14 protein-coding genes and 1 pseudogene are annotated in these 16,405 nt (G+C 68.3%); 2 read left to right on the top strand and 13 right to left on the bottom strand.

Features of this window, described 5'->3' with window-relative positions; genetic code table 11:
- The first annotated feature begins 11 nt into the window (after nt 1-11).
- Nucleotides 12-1,115, top strand: coding sequence for a hypothetical protein (locus BG90_RS37065; protein ID WP_232239182.1), 1,104 nt, complete (start codon nt 12-14; stop codon nt 1,113-1,115).
- A gap of 847 nt (nt 1,116-1,962) precedes the next feature.
- A pseudogene (locus BG90_RS38180) lies at nt 1,963-2,115 on the top strand (IS5/IS1182 family transposase); the annotation flags it as partial.
- A gap of 91 nt (nt 2,116-2,206) precedes the next feature.
- On the opposite strand, the gene BG90_RS28145 reads toward BG90_RS38180, so the two are convergent.
- From BG90_RS28145 to tssK, 13 genes are all read right to left on the bottom strand, one after another.
- On the bottom strand, nt 2,207-2,521 hold the full coding sequence (locus tag BG90_RS28145) for a FliM/FliN family flagellar motor switch protein (RefSeq protein WP_010122328.1): 315 nt from the start codon (nt 2,519-2,521) through the stop codon (nt 2,207-2,209).
- 600 nt (nt 2,522-3,121) lie between these two features.
- Nucleotides 3,122-3,334: a hypothetical protein gene (locus BG90_RS35855; RefSeq protein WP_124072332.1), complete on the bottom strand. Its 213-nt coding sequence runs from the start codon at nt 3,332-3,334 to the stop codon at nt 3,122-3,124.
- 121 nt (nt 3,335-3,455) lie between these two features.
- Nucleotides 3,456-3,680, bottom strand: a complete 225-nt coding sequence (locus tag BG90_RS28140; protein ID WP_010111058.1) for a YXWGXW repeat-containing protein — start codon at nt 3,678-3,680, stop codon at nt 3,456-3,458.
- 87 nt (nt 3,681-3,767) lie between these two features.
- A complete protein-coding gene (locus BG90_RS28135) occupies nt 3,768-4,925 on the bottom strand; it encodes a DUF1501 domain-containing protein (RefSeq protein ID WP_038802178.1) in 1,158 nt (385 codons plus the stop codon).
- A gap of 2 nt (nt 4,926-4,927) precedes the next feature.
- Nucleotides 4,928-6,322, bottom strand: coding sequence for a DUF1800 domain-containing protein (locus tag BG90_RS28130; RefSeq protein WP_010122332.1), 1,395 nt, complete (start codon nt 6,320-6,322; stop codon nt 4,928-4,930).
- 123 nt (nt 6,323-6,445) lie between these two features.
- Nucleotides 6,446-6,952, bottom strand: a complete 507-nt coding sequence (locus BG90_RS28125; protein WP_010122334.1) for a periplasmic heavy metal sensor — start codon at nt 6,950-6,952, stop codon at nt 6,446-6,448.
- Nucleotides 6,949-7,362 carry a hypothetical protein gene (locus tag BG90_RS28120; RefSeq protein ID WP_045568486.1) on the bottom strand — a complete coding sequence of 138 codons (414 nt, stop codon included), beginning with the start codon at nt 7,360-7,362 and terminating at the stop codon, nt 6,949-6,951. The genes BG90_RS28125 and BG90_RS28120 overlap by 4 nt, the downstream gene beginning before the upstream one ends.
- On the bottom strand, nt 7,359-8,153 hold the full coding sequence (locus tag BG90_RS28115) for an RNA polymerase sigma factor (RefSeq protein ID WP_374189770.1): 795 nt from the start codon (nt 8,151-8,153) through the stop codon (nt 7,359-7,361). Before BG90_RS28115 ends, BG90_RS28120 begins: the two co-directional genes overlap by 4 nt.
- A gap of 248 nt (nt 8,154-8,401) precedes the next feature.
- Nucleotides 8,402-8,701: a YXWGXW repeat-containing protein gene (locus BG90_RS28110; RefSeq protein ID WP_010121453.1), complete on the bottom strand. Its 300-nt coding sequence runs from the start codon at nt 8,699-8,701 to the stop codon at nt 8,402-8,404.
- Between the two features lie 502 nt (nt 8,702-9,203).
- Entirely contained in the window at nt 9,204-9,416 is a 213-nt protein-coding gene (locus tag BG90_RS38130) for an IS3 family transposase (RefSeq protein ID WP_414629728.1), read from the bottom strand.
- Nucleotides 9,417-9,519: 103 nt separating this feature from the next.
- Nucleotides 9,520-13,659: a type VI secretion system membrane subunit TssM gene (gene tssM / locus BG90_RS28105; RefSeq protein ID WP_010121450.1), complete on the bottom strand. Its 4,140-nt coding sequence runs from the start codon at nt 13,657-13,659 to the stop codon at nt 9,520-9,522.
- A 29-nt stretch (nt 13,660-13,688) separates the two neighbouring features.
- A complete protein-coding gene (gene tssL / locus BG90_RS28100; protein ID WP_010121449.1) occupies nt 13,689-14,954 on the bottom strand; it encodes a type VI secretion system protein TssL, long form in 1,266 nt (421 codons plus the stop codon).
- 87 nt (nt 14,955-15,041) lie between these two features.
- A complete protein-coding gene (gene tssK, locus BG90_RS28095) occupies nt 15,042-16,388 on the bottom strand; it encodes a type VI secretion system baseplate subunit TssK (protein WP_010112386.1) in 1,347 nt (448 codons plus the stop codon).
- Between the last annotated feature and the right edge of the window lie 17 nt (nt 16,389-16,405).

The following is a 16,405-nucleotide window of genomic DNA, read 5'->3' as shown; positions in this document are numbered from 1 at the left end:
ACGTGAAAGTCATGCGTAATCGCGGCATGATCGCAGATGCATTTCCGCCCGAATCCGTTTCCCGCGATGACACCGCAAGCGTAGCGCAGCAAGTCGCCAACTCCGACCGGGGCGCGAGTCCGCTGGCCGGACTGAGCGCGCTCAACGCTGATCTGGTCCAGCGCGTGCCGATTCGGCCGCCCGTCCTCTTGGCCACGAAAGCACGGGCAGTGACGGGCCGCGCGCGCCTCGGCGCAAGCCGCGAACTGACATCCGTCGAAGCCGAGATTGCAAGAACGTTTGTCAGGCCAGAGCATCTTCGCGCCATATCGGCAGCCGCACGATCGGGCGCTTTTGCGGTCAGCTTCCGGGCAAGCGGCGAGTTGACCCTGAAGCGCCTGGCTGCCGGTGCGCCTGCCAAAGGCCACGACATTCTCGAAAAGACGATCAAGCCCGCTTCCATGCAAGAAGTCTACGGCACGGATGCCCCACGCAGGCTGGCGCAGATTGAACGAGCGGACATTGATGGCTATGTCGGACATTGGGCCAACGACAAGCTGCTCGGTCTTTATATGGACCCGGCTGTGAATGAACGCGACACTCCCGCGTTGTTCCATGCACTGAGATCGACACCTTCGGGCCAGCGCTACTATCCCGTCAATCACGACGATCTCGAGGGCAGCCTGGCATTGCTCAAGAATACGCGAGGTCCATTGGGGGAGACGGGGAATTTCTGGAAGTGCCTTCCTTACACCGGCGACTACGACATGCACGACATGCTCAATATGGCGGGGCATCGCGCTCCTGTGCCGAGCGGCAGTCGCGACGAACATCGCATCATGCAAGCGCTCAATGTCGCCATCGGCGCGATCGATCCGGTGCGTACGGCATCGTCAGGCTCACATAGGCTGATACAGCACGGCCCGCAGCACAATTACGTCGCGCATATGCGGGTGAACGAGCAAGGTGCCGTGATCTGCGAAGCCGTTGCGAAAGCATCGTTTCCACTCGCAATGTGCGATCGCGGGACATGGAGCGTGATTGAAACGCCCGAGGCACTCGATGCGTTCTACCGGCAGCGCGGCGTCGTGCTGAAGGAGAAATGGCGGCCGGAGTTGAATGCGTTCAGCGCGTAGCTTGGGACTGCGCTCGGCTCAACCAGCGTCCGCCAGCGATGCCATCAGATTGATTCAAACCAGGCGCAGCCCACTGAGTCACAGCGTCAAGGGCGCTGTCATGTTGGAGCGTTGAAGACGCAAAATTGCGAAGGACGGGGCGTTGCTCGGAAAGCAGACGGATTGTGGGTGAGGCTGGTAAAAGGACGCCATTCGGTGCGGCGCACCAGCCGGGGAGCGAGTCGCCGGTTGATTTGAAGGCGTTGCACGCGAACCGTGGCGCTCGCGGATCATTCGAACGACCCGTTCACGACTTCCGGCGAATACCTTGGTGACTTCTTCTTGACGTTTTCCATGGCTCCATTTTCTCGAGATTGGGAGCCTCTGGAAAACCCGGGGTGCTCGAACGTTGATCTTCGCGCGCTTGGAAATGTGTCCGCGCAGCAGCCATCGGAGCCCGCTTGAGCCTGAGTATGAGGCGAGTTGCACGCGCTGCTGCCGGCGCAAGTCGCGCGCAGCAAACCAGATCGATTTCGCGCGTGTGGCGATCGACTCCTCGTCGATTCGTGCGCTTGGCGCGAGCGAAGAACCGGCCCGAGCCCACCGGTTGCGTGCCCCGGCTCCAAGCACCACGTCGCCACCGATTCCGGAGGCGCGCCGGTCGCGGCGATCCTGACGGACGCCAACCGGAATGACGTCGCGCAGCCGACTCCTGTGGTCGATGCGTTCGTGCCGATCGGGGGGAGCGCGCGGCCGGCTGCCGAGTCGTCCCAAGCACGTTCATGCGGACTGTGGCTATGACGACGACACGTAACGACGCATCCTGCGCACGAGCGTGGCCCCCACCCGCGTCGCCCAGCGCGACGAGCGGCGCGGCAGCGGCCTCGGAGAGGCTTGCCGGGTTGTCGAGCGTACGCAGGTCTGGTCGCACTATTTCCGACGTCTCTGTATTCGTTTCGAACGTCGCGCCGACATGCACGAGGCCGTCCTCAAATCCGGCTGTCGCCTCATTTGCTGGAACGCCTTGCAAGCGAGCATGGTAGTCTTCACGAGGCCGTTTCTCGGTGCCGCTAGCAGCACCGGAAGGCAGATTGGGCCGATGGCGGCCCGGTTCATGGCGAGAAATCCATCCGAATCAGTTCCACAGCCACACGGCTGCCGATCTCGACGAACTCCCCGTATCCGATCGTGACGCCATGCGCTTCGATCGACACCTGACCATGGGGATTTCTTCCGAGTTCCAGGACGTCGCCGGGCGTCATCGAACGTAATTCTCCGAGCGTGGTGCGAAGCCGGCCGACGACGAACATCAGCGAGATCGGAATGTCATCGAGCAGCGAAGGATCCGCCTTTCCATTGCGCGAAGGTTCTTGTTCGAAACGGGGTTCGTCGGATTGAGATTGCGCGGAGTCGAAGTTGTTATTCATTGCGTGGGACGGTCGTAATGGACGTGTTGGCGAAAGGCCGTTCGCGTCGGTTCCGGCGGCGTGGAGAAGGCCGCCCCATTGCTTGTCCTCGTGCCTCCTGAGTTCGGGAAGGGCGAGAATGCAGTAGACATAGGGGGCGCCGCGTTGACGCTTCGATCACGTTGATCCTGGAAATTGTCGAGCCATATGGACAGAAGGCCTCCCGATTCATCGACTCGATCTCGAAGGCGCGAAGCGCGCGCCTCGGATTCGATCGCAGCCGCCGCGTCGCCACGTACCGTGTGCTCCGGGCGGCGCAGCGTCCATGCGCACGCAACTGCATCCCGTCGTCCACGCCAGCATGGCGATACCGTTCCATTGCGCGTCGTCTTCAGTCATGTGCGGAAAAATCCGTTTCCTTTTCCTGGCGAGACCCGCTGAATCGACGTCACTCGAAGCGTGGGTGCTATCGAGCATAGCCTAGTGAAGGGCTCGAAAATTGAACCTTTGTCAAGGGCTCCCGACTCAGCTCGTGCGCGAGCCAACGACAGAATAGGCCGGTGCGATGGCAAAGCGCCTCGGGCCTCGCTTCTTTGGCGTTCGACACGGATTCGAGGAAAATCAGCGCGCTATTCGGCACGCGAGTCCGTCTTTGTGCTTTGAGGCAAGGTGAATTCCGTGATGAAGCGCTTCATCGACGAACAGCGCGGCTGGATATTGGGCGAACAATCCGAATGGACCGGTGGCGGTTGGTCGCGGACAGGTGTCCTCTGCACCACCGGGCGGCGGCATGTTCGCGAGATCCCGTGCAGCCGGCGGCACGTCCGGCAGCATGACTTGATCCTTGCGGCCGCCCAACTCGCGGCGCGCTTCGTGCCGACATCGTTCGAGACGAGTACTGCGATACGGCGGACGGAACACGCGACGCCGGCTCGCAAGCGGCGGCCCTGGGGAATCAGTACACCGGCGCCCAATGCCCCGGCACCCATCCCCAGTGATTGCCTTCCCACCGGTAGTGTCCTCTCACCCAGCGGTAGCCGGGCGCGGGCGCAGGCGGCACGACCTCCACGACGGGCGCGGGCTGCGGCGGCCTCACGGGTTCGACGACGCACGCGGAAAGCAGCGCCGCGTACGCGACGGCGGCGAGTCGCGCGGCGAATGGCGTGGATTGGGTGTGCATCTTCAGTTCTCCTTGTGTTATCGGGCTATCGGGTGATTGGCTTGTCGGGATGTCGATATCGATGGCGGCGCACGGTCGCGTGTCGCGTCACGCCTCGGTGCGAATGAGATCGGTCATCGGCCGCGTCGCGTCCGTCAGCGGGAACAGTGCGGACACGGTGCGGCTCGGGTCGAGCCGCAGACTCTCGGCCGCGGCGCCCGCAATCAGCGCGTCGAGCGACGCGGTCGGCTTCAGGTCGCGTCCTTCGTACAGATCGCCCGGCCGAAGCCCCGGCCAGTCCGCGACGACGCGCCCGCCCGCGACCGCGCCGCCGATGAGCATCGCGACCGACGCCTGGCCGTGATCGGTGCCCCCCGTGCCGTTCGCCGCGGCGGTGCGGCCGAACTCGGTCGCGACGAGCACGGTCGTCTGGCGCCACAGCGGCCCGAGGCCGTCGCGCAGCGCGGCGAGCATCGTGTCGAGCGCCTTGAGCTGGTTCGCAAGCCGCGCGTTCTGCGCGCTGTGCGTGTCCCAGCCGGCCGTCTCGATCATCGCGATCCGCGGGCCGTCGTCGCGCGCGAGAAACGTCGCGGCGAGCCGGCCGACGCCCGCCGGGTCCTGCCGCGCACCGGCGTCGCCGGCGAGGCCGCGCGCGGTCATCGCGGCCTGCCACAACGGGCCGAGCTGCGGGTCCGCTTCGTAGAGCGACGACACGCGCGCGAGCAGGTCGTCCGGCGCGGCGGGCAGCCCGGACGGCGCATACGACGTCACCCGCGCCGTCCCGCGCAGCGCGGGCGGCACCGTCGGCGCGAGTGCGATCGCGTTGTCGCGCGTCTTCGGCAGCATCGCCGCGAGCCGGTTGAGCCAGCCGTCCTTGACCTGATACGGCGCGCGGCCGCCCGTCTCGAGCACGTTCTGGCCGTCGAAGTGCGAGCGGTCGCGGTACGGCGACGCGATCGCATGGATGAACCGCGCCTGACCGTCTCGGTACATCTGCGCGGTCTGCGCGAGCGACGAATGCAGCGCGAACGTGCCGTCGAGCCGCGTCGCGGCCGATGCGTCGATCGCGAGCGCGCCGCGCAGGCCCGCATACGCGGGCTCCGCGTACGGGACGACGATGTTCAGGCCGTCGGCCGCGCCGCGCTGGATCACGAATACGAAGCGCCGGTCGGTCTCGACGTTCGCGAACACGAGTTGCGGCGCGACGAGGATCGCGCCCGCGCCGGCAGCGGCGACGCGCAGGAATCGGCGGCGAGACAGGGCCATGTTCATCTCCGTTGGAAGTCGGGCGACACGAGCAGCAGCGCGAGCGCGGTCGTCGCGCTTTCGGCGCGCGACACGGCGGTCGCGGTCGATGCGCTCATCGAGCCGGCGAGCAGCGTGTCGCCGAGCGTGCGCGGGTCGAGCCGGTCGCCCGTGCGCGCGGCGAGGCGCTGTGCGATCTCGACGCGCCGCACGAGCGCATCGGGCGCGGCCCAGCTGGCCGCGATGTCGTCGTAGCCGGCGGGCGAGCCCGGACGCCAGACGGGCTGGCCGAGCTGCACGAGGAGCGGGGCGGCCTTCAGGTCGCCGAGGTCGCGCCAGCCGAGCCCGCGCAGCGACGACACGGTCCATTCCCACGGCGTCTTGAATTTTGCGTTGGCGGGCGACCACGCTTCCGGCGCATCGACGAGCGCGCGATAGACGCTCGGCAGATCGCCGCCGCTCGTCTCGAACGCGCGGGCGATCCGCTCGGTGAGCGCGGGCGGCGGATTGTCCGCGACGAAATGGCGGGCGAGCTGGAATGCGATATGCCGGCTCGTCGCGCGCGCGGTCGCGAGATCGCGCAGGATCGCGCGCGCCTGCGCTTCGCCGGGCTGGTCGTACGTGCGGCCCAGCACGGTGCGCACGCCGGGCTCGTGCAGCGCCGGCCGGAACACGAACGTGCCGGGTGCCGCGTCGCCCGGCTGCGGGCCGCGGCCGCCGGCGATGCTCCAGCCGGTCAGCGCGCGCGCGAACTCGGTGACGTCGTTTTGCGTGTAGCCGGTGCGCACGCCGAGCGTGTGCAGCTCCATGATCTCGCGGGCGAGGTTCTCGTTGAGTCCGCGCCGGTTCGCGGGATGGCGCGCTTCGGCGCGCCGCGCGGCCCGGCTGTCGGGGCCGGCCGAGCGCACCTGGTCGAGAAACAGTTGCATCGCCGGATGCCGCTCGACGGCGACCAGCATGTCCTCGAAGCGGCCGAGCACGTGCGGGCGGATCGCCTCCATTTCGAACGCGCCGGCATATGCGGAAACGGGGCCCTTGTCGATCGACACCGCGAAGTGGTTCGCCCAGAAATGCACGAGCCGCTCGACGAACGGCGCGGGTGTGTTCAGCGCGCTAGCGAGCCGCGCGGCGACCGCGCTGCGGTATGCGTCGTAGCCGTCGCGCCGGATCGCCTGCGCGGTCGCGCGCTTCGCGGCCGGGTCGTCGCCCGTCGTTTTGTTGCGCGCGTCGGCGAAGCGGGCCGCGAGCGCGTCCGAGCGCGGTTCGTTCGCCCAGGCGGCCGGCAGCGTTTCGTAACGGGAGAATTGCGCGAGCAGCGATGCTCTCGGATCGTCGGGCGGCGCGTCGTCGGCGCGCGCGCCGAGACCGAAGCGGTTCAGCGCGACGGCGGCCGGGGTGGCGCGTTGAGGTGGGTTCATGCCGGAGTCCTCTGGCGATGCATACCTTCGTTAAACGCAGGTCGCCGAGGAATCCGTCGCCCGTTCGGCAAAAATGTTCGAATCGTCGTGTGTGCCGCGCCTGCCGCCTGCTGCACGGGCGCGTCACCGGCTCCCCGGCGCGGCCGGCGTGTTCGGCCGCTGCTGCGGCGGCAGCCGCCAGTTGCCGCTGCGCTTCAGGCCGTCGACGAATTTCAGGCGCTCTTCGGGCGTGAGCGTCGCCGCGAAATCGACGACGTTGCTTTCAACCCGCGCACGCAGCGCGTTGTCGGCGGCGCGCGTGCGGGCGAGCGCCGCGTCGATCGCCGGGCGGTCGAGCTGCGGCGCGGCGAGCAGATCGAGCACCTCGAACCGGCCGTCGCGCCCGTTGACCGCGTAGTCGTGGCCTTCGCGGCGCGCGGCCTTCAGCGCGTCGATGAACTCGCGCTGTCGCGCCCACGACAGCTCGTTCGCGGCGAAGCGCAGCGCGGTGCGCTGCCCCGGCGCGCCGGCCGCGTTCAGGTCGCGATGCGTCGCGAACCATTGATACGCGCCGCCGCCGATCGCGCCGAGCAGGAACACGTTGAGGACGGCCGAGCCGACGAAGGCGAGCCGCCACGAGCGTTCTTTCATTGGCCGCTCCAGTCGGCGCCCGATCCGCCGAAGCTCGTCGTCATGGAGGTTGCGTCGTGCGGCGGCGGGCTGCCCAGCATCAGCATCGACACGGCAATCGCGCCCGCGACCGCGCCCGCGAGGCCGACGCCCGCGAACGCGGCGCCGGACCACCAGAATCGCCCGCGTCGCCAGAACAGCCGCCGCACGGGGGCCGTCGCGACGATTTGCTCGACGAGCGCGGGAGCGGGCGGCGCGACCGCGTCGCCCGCGAGCCAGGCGTCGAGGACGGCGGCGCCGGCGAGCGCCGCGGCCGCCTCGTCGCGATGCGCGCGCGCCCACGCGTCGGCGGCCGCGCGCTCGCCGTCCGGCCAGCGCCGCGCATCCGCGCCGTATGCGGCGACGATGCGGCGAAATCGTTCAGGTGTCATCGCTTGTCCTCACTAGGGTGGTCGTCGGCCAACTGCGCGCGCAGGTTGCGCCGGGCGCGCGCGAGCAGGCTCTCCAGTGCGTCGACGGTGATGCCCATCAGGTTGGCCGCCTCGACGTTCGACAGCTCTTGATAGTAATTGAGCACGAGCGCTTCGCGCTGCCGCGCGGGCAGCGCGGCGAGCGCCTGCCGCACGAGTTCGCCGCACGCGCGGTGTTCGAGGCGGGCGTCGGGCGCCGGGTGCGGATCGATCGCATCGGGCAGTTCGTCGACGGGTTCCTCGCGGCGGCCGCGCAGCCGGTCGTAGCAGAGGTTCAGCACGACGCGGTGCAGCCACGTGTCGAAACGCGCTTCGCCTTCGCGCCAGCGCGGCGCGTGCTTCCAGATCCGCACGAACGCGTCCTGCGCGACGTCCTCGGCTTCCATCCGGTCGCCGAGCATCCGCGTCGCGAGCGCGAGCAGCCGCGGCAGCTTGCGCGCGACGAGCGTGCGCACGGCCGCCGGGTCGCGCGCGCCGACCCGGGCCACGAGTTCCGCGTCGGGGTCGCGATCGTTCAACGCGCGGTGTCCCGGAGCGTTGAACGAATCGGGTGCCGCATCGGTCGGACGGGCCGGGCAGCCGGCCGGATGTTGCTCATCGTCGTGCTCTCCGTGCTGTCCGGCGACGGGCGCGACGCGGGACGGCGCGTCAGCGCAGGGCGCGGCGGGGCGGCGCGCGTCGTGCGTCGGGTCGTGCATCGGGTCGTGGGCGGTCGCGTCATCGGTGCGTTGCCGGGGGGGCGTATCGATCATGCGGGGAACGCGTCGGCCGCCGGAACGTGCGCCGAGTGTGGCGCGCGTCTCCTGCGGCCGGCGCAATCAAATCAATATACGACGACGGGCGCCGGCCGGTAATAGACGGGCCGCGCGGGCACGACGACGCACCCGGCGAGCGTGGCGGCCGCGAGCGCGAGGATCACGAGGGTTCGAAGGTTCATCGGTCGGTCCGTGAGTTCGGGGCGGGCGCCGCCGGCTGCGAGCGCATCGGCGGCGGGAGCGCGTCAGGCCCAGTGGCCCGGCGCCCAGTGCCAGTTCGGGCCGTGCGCGACCCAGTGGCCGGGCACCCAGCGGTAGCCGACGCGCACGGGCTGCCAGTGGCCAGGAATCCAGGCGTAGCGGCCGTGACGCCATTGCCAGTGGCCCTGGTCCCAGGCGAAGCCGGCGCGCGGTGCGGGCACGACCTCGACGCGCGGCGCGGGCGGCGCGTACGGGGCGACGATCACGGCCTGCGCGAACGCGGCGGACGCCGCGCAGGTGGCCAGGAGGGCGGCGGCGAGCCGCAGTGGGGTGGCGAGTTTCAATTGTGTGCTCCGAAGTTGTACGGGCCGGCCGGGAACAGCCGGTTTTGCGTTAAACGGCGGAGCGGTGAAAATCCGTCGCGGGCGCGACGAGGAATTTGCGGGCCGCATCGTTTGAGCCGTTGGACGAAGCGCTCGGCCCACCGCGTCGTCGCCGCGGTTCCCGCCGCGACTCGTACTCGGCGTGAGCCCAGGCTCCTTCAGGAAATCCCGTTCGTCGCAGCTTGAAAACTGGCTACCCGGCCGTAGCGCACGAGCGCCTCGCCGGTCGGGCGGCGGCGCCGTGCCGCGATGAGCCGTGCGTCGATCGCCGGCGCCCGATCGACACGGGGCTGCGTCGACCCGGCCACTGCTTGGCGTCGGAACACGTCAAGGTCCTGTTGACGGATAAAGCCGGCCGTCATGGATTCGGATAGGGGGGATGTCCGTCACCCGGGCATGGTGGGGCTGTCGATCTCGAAACGACGATGCGGGTAGATTGACCGCAATCGCTGCCGGTTTGCCATCACATGACCCGGGGCGGCGCCCATGGCCGCGTTGCGCATGCCAAGCCATCGACACACATCAGGCGTGCGATGCGATCGATCCGGCAACGCGCTCGCTGTTCCCGCATGCCGCCATGAATCTGGCGATATCCGTAGGCGCAGCCGCTTTCCAGCCACGCCTGCCCGACATGCGCAGGCAGGCCTCCGTCATCGATCGCTCGAACGAAATTCATGCGGGGCGAGCCGCCCGCATCCCGCACGGCAAGGTGCGGCTGCCAGCTCGTCCGCTTCGGCGCCTTCCGCACGTCTCGCATCGAGCGATCGAATCCGCCGTGATCACATGTTTTCCCGCACGCCGGCTTGGTGAACGGCTTGCCGCCGAACCGGCTCCGCCGATCGATATCGACGATGCACGGTCTCCGTGGCGGGCCGCGTGCGCGGGCTCGCCGGCGGCAATCCCGGGGGCGGTCCGGTGTCCGCCAGATTGAACGCCGGCATCGAGCCGGGACACTGGAAAGTCTTCAGCACGTTGCTGGTCAGCGGGTTGGCGACGCTGCCGGTACTCGCGATGTCGAGCACGGCCTTGCGGCCGTCGAAGTCAAGTGCGACGCGCGAGCGCCCGGGCGTCGCCGTTTCGATCAGATGCCCTTTCTGCAACAGGCGCAGCAGCGCCCATGGCCCGTCCGTCGAGACCGTCGACGTGTCGGGCCGGATGCGCGGGCTCGCCGTGATCTCCACATGGACGCCGCCGCGCGGTCCCGGCCAGCTCACCGTAAACGGGGCAACGGGACCGTGCTGATAGAGCGTCGTTTGTCCGTCGACGTCGATCATCAGGCTCGTGATCGTAGGGTCCAGCTCGGGCGTCCGGATGTCGGCCTTCCAGGCGAGCTGTTTCTCGCCCGGATCGCCGAAAAAGATCTCGCGGATCGCCTTCGCATGCTGGAACGGTTCGAGATCGGGGCCCTGCACCGGTTCGGTCGCGCCGGGCAGCGTCTTGTAGCGCCACGGCCTCGTCGACGTATCGACGAACGGGGCGAGCGTCTTCGTGAAAAAGTCGTCGATGACGCCGCCCCGCGCGAACACCCGCGTGAAGTCGTCGATGCGGACGTCGCGCTTGCTGTCGGCTGCAAACGGATAGTTGCCCTCGATCGTGAGCCGGCAGGTGTCGCCGACCATCGCCTCCATCTGCCGCGACAGCAGTTGGCCGATCCCGCGGTTCACCTCTCGCGAGCCCTGTGCCGAAAGCTCGAGCAGCACCGCGCGAAAGGGCGCGGGCATCGTGTTCGCGGCCATCTTCAGTTTCGCCGCGGCGTCGCTCGCGGGCGGCATGCTGTTGTTGGAAAGGGCGTCGTCCGCGACGGTCAGCGCGGTGTAATAGTCGTTCAGCAGATTCGACACGCCGTCGAGGCCGGTCTTGCCCGCCTGCGCGGCGGCGGGTTGTGCTTCCGTCCGCGCTTCCGCGCTGCCCGTCACCATTTCGCGCAAGCCCGCGAAACGACTGTCGACGAGCTCGCGCTCGACGCGCTCCTCGGCGCGAATGCCGAGCGCCTTGTCCGCTTTCTGGCTCAGCGAGTCGGTTGCCTTTTGCAGGACGGAACGGTCCGCCGAGGCGATGGGCTGCGTGAGCGTCGTTTCATGGGCCGCCGCGCGTGCGAGACGTGCGAGCGGCGAATCCGGCGCGGCGAAGCTGCGCAGGACCAGCAGGTCGAATGCGAGACTCGTGCCGCTCACCGTGCGGATGTCGCCGAGAAAGGCGTCCCATTGCTGCGCGTATTCGATCAGGTATTGCCGGCGGATGGCTTCGGTCAGGGGATCGTCCGTATCCGCCGCCGCACGCCCGAATGCAGCCGTTTTTTTTTGAGCGTCGCCCAGATAGGCGCGGCCCATTACCCACGCGTCGTCGTCGCGCGCGACCTGCACGAACTCGGGCAGACGCTTGTCGAACACGCGCCGATAGCCGTCGAACGTGAAGAGGCCCGGCACGCCGCGCGAAAGCGGCGCGTCGCTCGCGCGTGCGAAGACCGTCCCGGCCTGCGGGCCGACGGCCCGCAGCAGCGTGAACTCGTCCGGCGCTTCCTTCTGCATCGCCGCCTTCGCGCGTTCGTAGAGCCGCTGCGTCGCGTTGCTGCCGTCGAGGAACGCACGCGCCTGCTGGATCAGCAAGTCGTTACGGATCAGCGGGGACTGCACGGCGCGCTCGCCGGAGAAGAGCTGCTCGACGTGGGCGATCATCGACGCGCGACCGCCGAAGACCGCCGCGCTGTCGGTCTTGGCCCAGTCGTCGAGCACCCACGCCTCGACCTGGGCGGCGTCGAACTTCGCCTTGTCGTACAGCATCAAGTAGACGCGCAGCGCATCGTACGCGGTCTTCGGGTCCCTGCTGGCGATCGCCTGGGCGAGGACCGCTTCGATGCGCTTGACGATCTGCGGCAGCAGCAGGTTGTCCTCCAGCGCATCGTAGGTGCGATGGCTTTCGGCGACGATGCCGGGCGGTGCGTACAGGCCGAAGCGCCAGGCGCTCGCCGGGGCCGACAGGTCGAGACCCGGGTACGCGGGCAGGTAGCGCGCTTCGTTCAGCGCGTCAGGCACGGCCTCGGGCTTGGGCGCCTTGTAAAGCTGGCCGACCCGGGATGCGAGCGCCGCCGTCTTGTGTCCGATCGCGTCGAGATAATCGCCGTTGTTGGCCATGCTGACGCGCAGGCCGATTGCGAGCCACCCGAACAGCAGCAGCGCGAGCGCGTGGCCGATGAGACATAGCGTGCGGGAGCGGTATTCCCAGCGCAGATTGGGGTGCACCAGATGCGCGTCCGGGAACACGATCTTCGTCAACAGATCGTGGAGGAAGAAGCTCTGGCCGCCTTCGTGCCGCGGCGCGAGCGCGGATGTGGCCGGCGTGCGTCCGATGGCGGCCGCGAGACGCTGCATCACGGTGCGCGGTTCCGCCGCGATCTCGTTGCCGGTTTGGGCGGCGCTCGTGAAATACACGCCGCGCAGCGTCGAGTGGCGCTGCGTGTCGTCATAGCGGGAATCGAGGAACACGCGGTTGATCAGTTCGCCGAGCGTGCGCGTCAGTACGAGGAACTCTTCGGCAAAGGCGGCGAGCCGGCGGCGCCTTTGCGTTTCGTGTTCCTCCAGCAGGCGCGCATTGACGCCGGCGGCGAGCCTCGCGGCCAGCTCGCCCAGCTCCTCGGCGCAGCGGGCGTGGACGCCCTCGTTCGCAATGGTCTCCTTGCCGTACGGGAGCGTGAAGCCCCAGGTCTGGGCACGGCCTTCCGTGGTCAGCGAGCTGAAGTACTCGCCGAAGCCCGGCAACCGGTCCATCTTCGTGATCAGCAGATAGACGGGAAAGCGGATGCCCAGCTCCGTGCGCAGATCGGCGAGCCGTGCGCGCAATGCGGCGGCTTCGGCATGGCGCGCGTTCTCGTCGACGCTCGTCAGCTCGGCCACGTCGACGGTGAGCAGCGCGCCGTTGATCGGCGCGCGAGGGCGGTGCTTGCGCAGCATGCGCAGAAAACCGAGCCACTCCGCCTGGTCGACGATCTGCCGCCACGTGCCTTCCTCGCCGTGCGGGAAGCCGGCGCTTGCCGTGCTTGCCGAGGCCGCGGCTTCGCCGGTCGCCTGTCCGTCCGAATGGCGGGCGTGGGGCTTGTCCTCGGATTCGGCGCCCTCCGGATGCCCGGACGAAGCCGGGGCGGGCGGTTGCGGCAACGCGTGCCGCGAGGTGCCGTGGCGCGTGTAATGGCCCGCCGTGTCGATCAGTACCGCGTCATTGGTCAGCCACCAGTCCACGGACCCGCCCTGGTTCGCCAGCCTGGCCGTCGCCCGCTGCATCTGCGCGGCCAGCGGGAACGACAGCCCGGCGTTGAGCAGCGCGCTGGTCTTGCCCGATGCTCCTGAACCGAGCGTGATGTACCACGGCAGTTCGTACAGGTAGCGCTTGCCCTGGAAGAGGCGCCCGAGTCCGCGGGCGCCGGTGCGCATCGCCTTCAGCCGCGCGAGCGCGCCGGCGATCACGGCATTGACCTTGGCCAGTTGGCCGGCTGCGGGCGACGCCTGCTTCTTGCTGCCGAACTCGATCAGGTTCTTGAGAAAGTCCGCGTCCGTGCGCATCTTCTGCAAGAGCAGGAACGCCAGGTGGATCAGATATATCGTGAGTACGGCCGCGATCGCGATCACCCGCGCAGACTCCGGTACAAAGGGCGTCGCGTGTCCGAACGCAAGAAGCGGCGACGCATGCCAGATCAGCACGCACAGCAGCGCCACGAACACGACGCTGGTCGACCAGCCCGCGAGCCACAGCAGCACGCCGGCCAGCAGCAGCGCGATCACGAGGATTCGCATGCCGGCGCCCGCGAGCGGCGCGAGGCCGCCGAACGCGACGAACGGACCGACGAACCAGATCAGCAGCGCGACGAGCAGCAGCGCGACGAACGAGAGGAACTGGCGCGACACCAGAAAGGACAGGAACTTGTTCATGTCGGGGTTCCGAATGGTCTGGCGGGGAGTTAGTACGCCACCGTGATGTCGACGCGGCGGTTCAGCGCGCGGCCTTGCACGGTTCCGTTGTCGCCGATCGGGTCCGCGTCGCCCTTGCCGACCGACTCGAGTCGGCTGGCCGGCACGCCGGCGCTCTGGAGCATCTGCATGACCTGCGTCGCGCGCTCCTCGGACAGCGCCTCGTTCGATGCGAACTGTCGGCTGTTGATCGGCACGTTGTCGGTGTAGCCCGTCACCGTCACCTTGCCCGGCACCTTGACGATCTCGCCTGCGATCTTCGCGATCAGCGGTCCCATCGTCGAATTCACGGCTGCCGCGCCCGGCGAGAACATCGCGTCGCTGCGGAAGGTTACCGAGCCGTGGCGGCTGTCTTCGTCGACGCTGACCGTGCCCGCGGCAATCTCGTTGCCGAGCAATGCCTTGAGACGCAGCGCGGGCGCAGCGGGGGGCGGCGTCATGCGGGCGATGTCGGCGATCTGCTGTTGCACGTCGGCGCCGCGGGTCAAAAGCACGTATTTGAAATAGCCGAACAGGCCGAGCAGGATCAGCGACAGCACGACCGCCGTGATCCAGACGGGGAAGTCGTAGAACGAGACGCGCCCGCCCCTGGCGTCGGACTGCCAATGCGGCGAAAGGGCGACGGACACCGGGCCGCGTTGAGACGCAATCTCGTTGTGGATCCGCTGGCGGACGGTCTCGTGCTTGCGCTGGCCGTCGGCTTCGTACCGGTAGCGGCCTTCGAAGCCGAGGCTCAGGATCCGGTACACGACTTCGAGCAGATCGAGGTGTTCCTGCGGCGAGCTCATGAGTCGTCCGATCAGCAGATACACCTTGTCGCCGCCCTGCCGGTCCTCGTGAAACGAAGTGGCGAGCCCTTCGCTGATCCAGGTGCCGAGGTTGCTTTCGCCCGACCTGGCCCACGAGGTTTGCATGGCCGCTTCGTCGAGCGCCGTGCAAAGGCAGTAGCGCGCGCCGAGCATGTGATCGCGGCGGATGTTCGCCTGATCGCAGAGCCGCTGGAATAGGCGCACCTCCTGTTCGAGCAGCAGGCGCAACTGCTGGATGCCTTCGCGATCGAGCCGGTCGGGCATGTCGGCCAACGCCCGCAGCAGCGGCCGGGCCGCTTCCAGCAGCGGGTTCGGAGCGGCCTTGATCGCGGCGAGGCGGGCAGCGGGCGACTCCGCGGCCGGAGGGCTCGTGGCGCCGCCGCGCGGCGCAAACGGCATCGCGGCGAATTCGATCGGTTCCGGACCGGCCTTATCCGGACGATGCACGGCTTCTGAGGTCACTGATATTCCCCGGTTCGTTTCATTCATCTGGGCGGCCGGCGCACGCAGTCCGGCCGCGCCCCGTCCATGCCGCTATCCCCGAATGCCCCACAGCTCCAGCTTCAACGACGGAAATTCGCCCGCGATGTGCAACGCGAGCCCGCCGTGACGCGAGACTTCTTCCCACAGCGCGCCGGTTCGCGCGAGTTCGTAATAAACGTAGCCCGCGTTGAACGGAATCTGCCGCGGCGGCACGGGCAGCGCCTGCAGCGCGATGCCGGACAGATGGCTGCGCACCAGGTCCGGGAGACGCTCGGACGGCCCCGCCTTCGCCTGCGCGGCGAACTGCTGCTGCAGAATGTCGGGCGGCATCTGCGCGTGCACCGCGAGCACGACCGCGGTGAAGCCCTGCATGTCGGCCGGATCGACCACGGCGTTGAGCATTCCGTGTCCCTGATCGGTGAGCGCGATGCTCTGCGCGCTGCGCACGAGCACGGCGTTGAGCAGCCGATGCGCATCGTCGACGACGGGCTTCAGGCACAGGTGCGGCGCGACGTGCTGATACGGCGGATGCGTGTCGAGCGGCCGGCGCGTGTCGGTCCGCACATAGGTCGACAGCTCGCCCGCCATGCAGACGAGCAGCGCATACAGCTCGGCAGGCGAGGTGGTCGGCACCCGCTGCAGATGCCGCAGAAGCGGCTCGTAGCGGTTGAGCGTTTGCAGCAGCAGGTAGTCGGACACTTCGGCCGTCGAGCCGGCCTTGCCGTCCGCGCCCGTCAGGCGTTCGGCGAGTGCGTTCGCGCGCAGGTGCGTGAGGTCATGGATCTTCGCGAGCCAGCTCGCGAGCGTATCGCTCGCGCCGTAGCCGACCACGGGCGGTATCAGCGTGTCGTCGAGCTCGATGCTGGCGTCGGCGCGGATCGTCTTCACGCGCGTCAGCGCAAGGCCGATCCACGCGTCCGTCAGCTCCTTCTCCGGAACCAGCCGCAGACGCAGGTTCGATAGCTGGACGGTCTTCGGCCCTTGTCCGATCGAGTTCGTGTCGCGCAGATCGGTATCGAACACGACGTAGCGGGCGAGCGACTCGGCGGCATCGTCGAACGCGGTTTCCTCTCCGTTCGGCACGCGGATCGGCACCGCGAGATAGATCAACTGGTCCAGGTGCTCGGGCCGGATCGTGAGCGGCGCGGGTGGGGGCGTGCTGCCCGGCGCGTCGAACGGCGTGCCGTCGGCGAATACGCCGCTTGCCGATTTGACGACTATCTTGCCGAGCGCGGGCGCCTCGGTATCGAGGCTGTAGTGACTGAAACCGAAGAAGAACGGCGAGAGCGGCGCCGCGCGCTTGTGCGCATAGTGTTCGAGGTAGCGCTCCTGCTGCTGGAACAGCTGCGGGCGCATGAACAGTCCCTCGCTCCAGACGACCTTGTTATGCCAGCTCATGGTTTCGTTCCGCCGTT

It is taken from the genome of Burkholderia oklahomensis C6786, from assembly GCF_000959365.1.
GTDB lineage: Bacteria > Pseudomonadota > Gammaproteobacteria > Burkholderiales > Burkholderiaceae > Burkholderia > Burkholderia oklahomensis.
The sequence above is the reverse complement of the archived record's forward strand: the minus strand, read 5'-3'. Positions and strand labels throughout refer to the sequence as shown.

Excerpts from the sequence above, each read along its gene's own strand:
- BG90_RS37065 (WP_232239182.1), top strand. The coding sequence starts at position 12 with ATGCGTAATCGCGGCATGATCGCAGATGCATTTCCGCCCGAATCCGTT.
- BG90_RS28145 (WP_010122328.1), bottom strand. The coding sequence starts at position 2,521 with ATGAATAACAACTTCGACTCCGCGCAATCTCAATCCGACGAACCCCGT.
- BG90_RS35855 (WP_124072332.1), bottom strand. The coding sequence starts at position 3,334 with ATGCTGCCGGACGTGCCGCCGGCTGCACGGGATCTCGCGAACATGCCG.
- BG90_RS28140 (WP_010111058.1), bottom strand. The coding sequence starts at position 3,680 with ATGCACACCCAATCCACGCCATTCGCCGCGCGACTCGCCGCCGTCGCG.
- BG90_RS28135 (WP_038802178.1), bottom strand. The coding sequence starts at position 4,925 with ATGGCCCTGTCTCGCCGCCGATTCCTGCGCGTCGCCGCTGCCGGCGCG.
- BG90_RS28130 (WP_010122332.1), bottom strand. The coding sequence starts at position 6,322 with ATGAACCCACCTCAACGCGCCACCCCGGCCGCCGTCGCGCTGAACCGC.
- BG90_RS28125 (WP_010122334.1), bottom strand. The coding sequence starts at position 6,952 with ATGAAAGAACGCTCGTGGCGGCTCGCCTTCGTCGGCTCGGCCGTCCTC.
- BG90_RS28120 (WP_045568486.1), bottom strand. The coding sequence starts at position 7,362 with ATGACACCTGAACGATTTCGCCGCATCGTCGCCGCATACGGCGCGGAT.
- BG90_RS28115 (WP_374189770.1), bottom strand. The coding sequence starts at position 8,153 with ATGATCGATACGCCCCCCCGGCAACGCACCGATGACGCGACCGCCCAC.
- BG90_RS38130 (WP_414629728.1), bottom strand. The coding sequence starts at position 9,416 with ATGAATTTCGTTCGAGCGATCGATGACGGAGGCCTGCCTGCGCATGTC.
- tssM (WP_010121450.1), bottom strand. The coding sequence starts at position 13,659 with ATGAACAAGTTCCTGTCCTTTCTGGTGTCGCGCCAGTTCCTCTCGTTC.
- tssK (WP_010112386.1), bottom strand. The coding sequence starts at position 16,388 with ATGAGCTGGCATAACAAGGTCGTCTGGAGCGAGGGACTGTTCATGCGC.